The organism is Methanosarcina sp. KYL-1, assembly GCF_024372725.1.
GTDB lineage: Archaea > Halobacteriota > Methanosarcinia > Methanosarcinales > Methanosarcinaceae > Methanosarcina.
In genome coordinates this window covers 1-5,812 of sequence record NZ_VOUA01000051.1, presented here as the reverse complement: position 1 = coordinate 5,812, position 5,812 = coordinate 1, and the positions used below count along the sequence as shown (strand labels likewise).

Annotated in this window: 6 protein-coding genes; 1 reads left to right on the top strand and 5 read right to left on the bottom strand. The window is 34.5% G+C overall.

Annotated features, from left to right (window positions below; genetic code table 11):
* Positions 1-123: 123 nt before the first annotated feature.
* The 3 genes from FTO70_RS17750 to FTO70_RS17740 form a co-directional block, all read right to left on the bottom strand.
* Positions 124-639, bottom strand: coding sequence for a GNAT family N-acetyltransferase (locus tag FTO70_RS17750; RefSeq protein WP_255337107.1), 516 nt, complete (start codon positions 637-639; stop codon positions 124-126).
* A 139-nt stretch (positions 640-778) separates the two neighbouring features.
* Positions 779-1,192 (bottom strand): hypothetical protein, encoded by a 414-nt coding sequence (locus tag FTO70_RS17745; RefSeq protein ID WP_255337106.1) that lies wholly within the window; start codon positions 1,190-1,192, stop codon positions 779-781.
* Positions 1,193-1,277: 85 nt separating this feature from the next.
* Complete coding sequence (locus tag FTO70_RS17740; protein ID WP_255337105.1) at positions 1,278-1,709, bottom strand: hypothetical protein; 432 nt, start codon at positions 1,707-1,709, stop codon at positions 1,278-1,280.
* Positions 1,710-2,492: 783 nt separating this feature from the next.
* On the opposite strand from FTO70_RS17740, the gene FTO70_RS17735 reads away from it, so the two are divergent.
* Entirely contained in the window at positions 2,493-4,088 is a 1,596-nt protein-coding gene (locus FTO70_RS17735; RefSeq protein WP_255337104.1) for a P-loop ATPase, Sll1717 family, read from the top strand.
* 426 nt (positions 4,089-4,514) lie between these two features.
* Here the strand turns inward: FTO70_RS17735 and FTO70_RS17730 are convergent, their stop codons facing one another.
* Both FTO70_RS17730 and FTO70_RS17725 read right to left on the bottom strand, forming a co-directional pair.
* The gene (locus tag FTO70_RS17730; protein WP_255337103.1) at positions 4,515-5,072 is read right to left on the bottom strand and encodes a DUF2267 domain-containing protein; all 558 of its coding nucleotides are present in this window, start codon (positions 5,070-5,072) and stop codon (positions 4,515-4,517) included.
* 304 nt (positions 5,073-5,376) lie between these two features.
* Positions 5,377-5,812, bottom strand: a 436-nt coding sequence (locus FTO70_RS17725) for a PGF-CTERM sorting domain-containing protein (protein WP_255337102.1), incomplete at its 5' end; no start/stop codon positions are given.

Below are 5,812 nucleotides of genomic sequence, written 5' to 3'. Positions count from 1 at the left end.
GCTTCATAAATTTCAAGGATCTCTTCACGTGTAAGCATGATGCTGAAAAAACAATGTTATTTTATATGCAATTTTTCCTCCTTCCGAGGAAAAATTGACATTAATCAAAGTAGGGCTGAATAGTTACAAAAATTCTTTAACAAAAACATCTTCAATATCTTGTTCTCCCCTTCTTATCGCAACTTTACGAAAACCATATTCTGAGATAAGTTCTACTAATCGATCATTTTCTTCAGTAAAATGAGTCAAATAAATTTCAGAAACATCTTCATTGATTGCAAATTTCACTGCATATTTTATGAATAATTCTCCAATCCTATTTCCAACAGACTTTACCTTAAATGTACAGATCTTGAGTCTTTTTTTCTTGGGAAGTTGTGGTATCGACTCGATCTCTTCATCCTCAATTTTTAGAATCAGCAATGCTCCTATCTTATTATCCTTCTCGTAATGCACCCAACATTCTCTGTTTTGGACCTTGTCACTATAAAACCATTTTTTAAAGCCGGGATATTTTTCTTTAAAATAATTGAAAAAAGGATCATCAAAATCTAAGGTTTTAACCAATTCTTTTCGGAGTGGACCTAAAAGTGCTAATGAACGCTCCGAAACAGAAGGGCTCCTGATTTTTGATAACATGTTCCTCACAATTTGAAGTTTTAGATATCTATATTTATAATTCCGATTTTGATGGATTTTCGGATTATTTTTTTAGTATATATAAGGAATACCAATTTGTCAAAATTTTTATTATGTAATCTGGTAAATCTGAACTTTTTTATTCTGATTGAATTTCTATTTTAAATAATATGAATTTATCATATTTTTTGAAGTATTCTTTAATAAATTTTGTAACTTCAGGATCTTCTTGAACTGATGGGGGAATTGTTTTGTCGTAAATTGGCTTTGGAATTTCTTGAATTGAGTTTACAGTGAATTTATCCTTTATGATCCCCCATATTGAATCATTTTGATACCCTTTTCTGATTTCTATACTCCTCCCAATTTTTACGGTTTTTTGATTAAAAGTATCACTTACTCCTCTGATTTCCCATTCTTTTTGACCCTCTAATAACAAGTTGTACCATGTTTGATTCAGTGGAAGAAATAATCGGTTTTCTTTATGAATCCTACAAATATTTTGAGGGATCTCTACTCCTTCATATTGGTCAAGTTTTGTTTGTTTTTTCACGTTTACTAACTCTAAATAATCTATCTATTAATTTTTTAGTTGTAGTTTTTTTAAGTGAAATTCTGTACAGTCTAAGATATTTAATTTACAATGAAATTTGCCCTAAAAATAGATATAATCCTAAAAACATGAATCCCAAATAGATCAAATAGTATACATTAGCTATAAAATAACCTTTGAAATAATCAATGCTTGATTTTTTGTGTTCTTTGTATTTATTTCGGCTGAGTGACATTCTCTTTGTCAATTCGAGCCCGATTTCATCTTCAATTTCTTGAGCATAAATTGCAACGGTGTTCAAATATTTGTGATAATGTATTTCTAAAAGTAGAAAAGCAAGATTGAAAACAATGACAATGAGGAATATAAGATTTGAATATTGAAAACCCGCACCTAGGAGTATAGTTGTCGCAGTAACATCTAAAGACCGAATATTTGATAAAATATGGTCAAATTCGACGATTGTTGCTCTGACTACTTTCCATTCTTCAAATCTTTTGTTAATATCTTTGTCCATCAATATCCCAATAACATTACTGTATATGTTTTGAAGTGATTTTCTACTGGTATTTGTTTACTTATTATTTCATATACTTTCTCATTTAATTTGAAGGATAAGAGAAATCAAAACCTTGTTTGTGTTAAAATTATTTACACATCACGCATTCATCTGCAGTGTATAAATTGAAATCAAGAATACGTTTATGAATCGATAATATTCCACACCTGATCGATCCTTAGAGGCGAACTTTCGATGAATTTGAGAATGATCTGCCTCATTTGCTGGTAGATCCCACCAAATAAAATATTTGAGTTCATGCATGCTGTTGCATTGAGTTTCTTACTCATTTTTTTCCGCCCTTTCTCTTTATTTATACTTTCAAGCAACACTTCCGCCGACTCATACTCTCTTCCTTCCCGCCTTGCAAACTCAGCCTCTGTCTCTACAAGTTCCCCGGAAAAAGCCTTTGCAAGAATGGACTGCCTGAGTTTTTCCGTCCGTTCCCTTGCCGCTGCAACTTTTGCTTCAATCGAATCGGCAAAGGCAAAGAGGGCATCAACTCTACGGACTATTTCGTGTTGTTTGGGGAGGGGTGAGAGTGATATTGGAAAATTTTAGATGATACTATCGACTTTATTTTCATCTTAATCTGTTATTTTTCAAGGAAAAACTGCCCTACTTATAGGAGATCTTTGTGGAGATTCTAGTATGCTGTGTTTGATTTTGTACCTTAAATGCGTAAATCCTATATAAGATATGTCTCATATAAACTATTAAAATTTGTTAAGTGGTGATTCTATGTTCCCCGTTCCAGAGTTGAATTTTGGGTTCAATGATGCACAAAATTACAGAAGAAGAGAAAACAAAGAATTTTTTAATCGCATTTTTATTCGCACAGATTCTTTAGAAAAATTATGTGGTCATAATGTATTTTTCTTGGTTGGTGAAAAAGGGACTGGAAAGACCGCTTATGCAGTATATATTTCAAATAATTCATATAGAGAAAACTCTGGAACAATAAAAGATATAAGAGAGACTGAATATAGAAAATTTATCACTCTTAAAGAAGAAAACCATTTGCAATTGTCTGATTATACAAATATATGGAAAGTAATTATATATCTATTGATCTCTCAGCAAATAAAAGAAAAAGAGAGTAATAATTTTGTGGATAAATTTATAAAATTTAGAAATCTTCAAAGGGCTATCGACGAGTTTTATTCATATGCATTCTCTCCAGAAATTATTTATGCAATTAACTTTGTAGAAGATTCTAAAATTGCTGCTGAATTGATTGCACAGTATTCTCTCATGGATGGTCAAATAGGAGGAGAAAAAAGAAAGTCAATTTCTTTTGAAGAAAAAAGGTTTCAGATTAGGTTATTGTATATTCAAAATAAATTTGAAGAAGCTCTTCGCTCTCTTAAACTTACTAAAAATCACATATTGTTCATAGATGGTGTTGATATAAGGGCTTCGTCGGTTTCATATGAAGAATATTTGGAATGTGTGAAGGGATTAGCCAACGCGGTATGGGCTGTAAACAATGATTTCTTTGCATCTATAAAAGACACGAAAGGAAGATTGAGAGTTGTTCTACTGGTGAGACCAGACATTTTTGAATCGCTCGGCCTACAAAATCAAAACAATAAATTGAGAGACAATTCCGTGTTATTAGATTGGAGAACTAAATACACAGATTACAGAACATCTCAAATCTTTGAAATTGCTGATAATTTATTGAAATTTCAGCAAGACGACAGGTTGGAAGTAGGGGATTCATGGGATTACTATTTTCCATATGATACACCAAATGTAAAATCAAAGCAGGAAAAATATTCATCATTTATATACTTTTTAAGGTATTCATTGTATCGCCCGAGAGATATAATAACCATGTTAAATATTTTGCAAGAAAATTTCACTATAAAGGGCAAAAAAACGGATGAGGTTTTTTCAATAGATGATTTCGAAGACCCTGATTTCAAAGATAAATTATCTAATTATTTTTTAGGTGAAATCAAGGATCAACTTTCATTCTACTATTCTAAAGATGAGTACGAACATTTTTTGAAATTTTTTGAATTTCTAAAAGGAAAGCACAAATTTCCGTATGATCAATACTTAAGGGCATATTCAAATTTCTGTGAATATCTCAGTGATAACAATTACAAAAAGCCTTCTTTTTGTGAATCTGCAGATACATTTTTGCAATTCTTATATGATCTTAACATTATATGTTACAAAGATGAAACATATAATGAAGATTTTATGAGATGGTGTTTTAGAGAAAGAAATTATGCAAATATTTCTCCAAAAGTGAAAAAGGATTCTGAATATATAATACATTATGGGATGAGAAAAGCACTAAATTTAGGTAAAGTGATATTTTAACTTGAATTGTTTATTATTGTATCCAGAATTATTTTTTAGTTCCTCTGGTTTTTTGTTTTGTTTACTTTGGTACCGCGATTCTCAACTGCCGACAAAGTAGGCGGCAGTGTCGCGAATTTGCTGTAAATTCTAAATCGAGTTTTTGTTCACCATTCCTAATTTTGGCCCTCTGATATGGAATTCATTCTCATATAACTTTTTGAGATTTATGATTTTACAGAAAAATTGGCACACTGCCAAACTCTTCTTTTTTTACATTTCGACCCCCCTCTCAAAAATCAGGTGATTTTCTGCGAAAACTGTATGGACTTATTGAGTCTGTAACGGACGCAAGCTCAACATAATAAATAATTTTGGTGGAATTCTGCAATTCTCCAAAAACTCCCGACCAAAATAGTAAAAAATACATCAAAGTTGATTTGTTTTTCAGCGAAATATCATGGAAGATTGAACAATTAATTGCAAAGATGGGAAAAAATGAGCACTTAAATGTCCAAATAAAAAAATTAAGTTGCTTTTTTTGGGTGGGGGTCGAAATGTAAATTCTTTGTGTAATTTCTCCGGTTTATCCCGAAGGGTCCAGCCGTCATAGTACACACCTTTAATCACAAGGGGCAGCTGTGTCGAAAGCTGAACTGCCTCCTCTATCCGGAGCCTGTCCCTGAGCGTATGTAATGTGCCCCGAAGTGCCTGGTATGCGCTTTTCTTGCTCTGCCACTGTAACTGGTCAAGAATTTCATTCAGCCAGGCATTGGTAAGCTCAATACTTTTATCAAGATTGGTTACACCTGTAGTTATTTCCACATCCCCCTTAATTTTGAAAAAATCAATATCATCTGACAGAATCAGGTTATGAGCTGTATTTATATAACCATATCTAAGAAGAAAATTCAAGAAAGAAAAGAGGGGTAGCAGGGGCTTGGAGATAACGGAGACTAGGAGATAGCGGGGGTTTAGAGTATAAAGGTCAGGTTTCTTTTTCATTGGAAAGTCCGCTTGAGCGAGCAGAGAGAGCGAAACGGACCCCGTACTCCCGAGGCGGAATTCGGGTTGGAAAGTCCGCTTGAGCGAGCAGAGAGAGCGAAACGGACCCCGTACTCCCGAGGCGGAATTCGGGTTGGAAAAGCCGCTCGGCTTCGCAAGCGGGACAAGAACGGTAATGATACACCATTCCGGCTGCTCTGGATTTTTTAACACTTGAACAAATGAAGTGGATTTTTATCAAAAAAGGAGGTTTGAGTCCTGACAGACATGCTTTAAAAAATGGAAAAGGTCAAGATGCTTTTTATTAAAGCATCCGCCTTCTTATGTAAAAAGCCGAAAGAGCAAGCCCTGCAGCAGCAAATACTGGTCCGAACCCGGGGGAGCTTTCGGAATCTCCTTCACCCGGCGTTTCCTTTTCGGAAGTTTCCTCTCCCGGAATTTCACCATCAGGGATTTCCTGTTCTTTCGGGCTTATTTCCAGGCTGGATACCTTCTCCTTTTCGATGTCAGTATCCTGGTCGGTTCCTTCCGAATCTTCATTGCTGCTGATTATAACAGCCTGCCCATATCCGGATCCCCCGTTATGCTTTTCGGGTTCTGGAATCAGTTCGGAAATTAGTGACCCGGTCAAAGAATAGCAGCTCAAATGCTCTACCTTGACCCATACCGAGCCCTGTTCATCACCTTTTATCGGAGACCTGCCGGCATCAATTACCCATTCGGGGTTGCCTTTTAAGAGC

Bases quoted from the DNA above. Each gene is read 5' to 3' on its own strand.
- FTO70_RS17740 (WP_255337105.1), bottom strand. From the start codon at position 1,709: ATGGACAAAGATATTAACAAAAGATTTGAAGAATGGAAAGTAGTCAGA.
- FTO70_RS17730 (WP_255337103.1), bottom strand. From the start codon at position 5,072: ATGAAAAAGAAACCTGACCTTTATACTCTAAACCCCCGCTATCTCCTA.
- FTO70_RS17750 (WP_255337107.1), bottom strand. From the start codon at position 639: ATGTTATCAAAAATCAGGAGCCCTTCTGTTTCGGAGCGTTCATTAGCA.
- FTO70_RS17735 (WP_255337104.1), top strand. From the start codon at position 2,493: ATGTTCCCCGTTCCAGAGTTGAATTTTGGGTTCAATGATGCACAAAAT.